Genomic DNA, 242 nt, shown 5'->3' with positions numbered 1-242 from the left:
CCACGAAGCTGAAGAAGGACAAAGGAAAGTGGTGTGAGCTCCACAAGAGTCCCACTCATAACACAAGTGAGTGTCGGACCAAGCAGTCATTGGTGGCCGAGTTGAAGGCTTCCGAATTAGATACATGTTTTGACCCTGAGCCAGAACCTGACAAGGGGAATGGAAAATGGAAGCAGATCATTGATGCGGATCCCAACGCCACTGTTGCCACTACCAAGATCCAGAAGAATGAGCCCGAAGAG

General features: G+C 50.0%; 1 protein-coding gene. It reads left to right on the top strand.

The features are described from left to right. Positions 1-242, top strand: a 242-nt coding sequence (locus AC6UDG_RS07805; RefSeq protein WP_500707007.1) for a hypothetical protein, incomplete at both ends; no start/stop codon positions are given.

This window comes from Fructilactobacillus sp. X2R1C1 (genome assembly GCF_059901435.1).
Note: the sequence above shows the minus strand (reverse complement) of the source record. Positions and strands in the feature narration are given on the sequence as shown.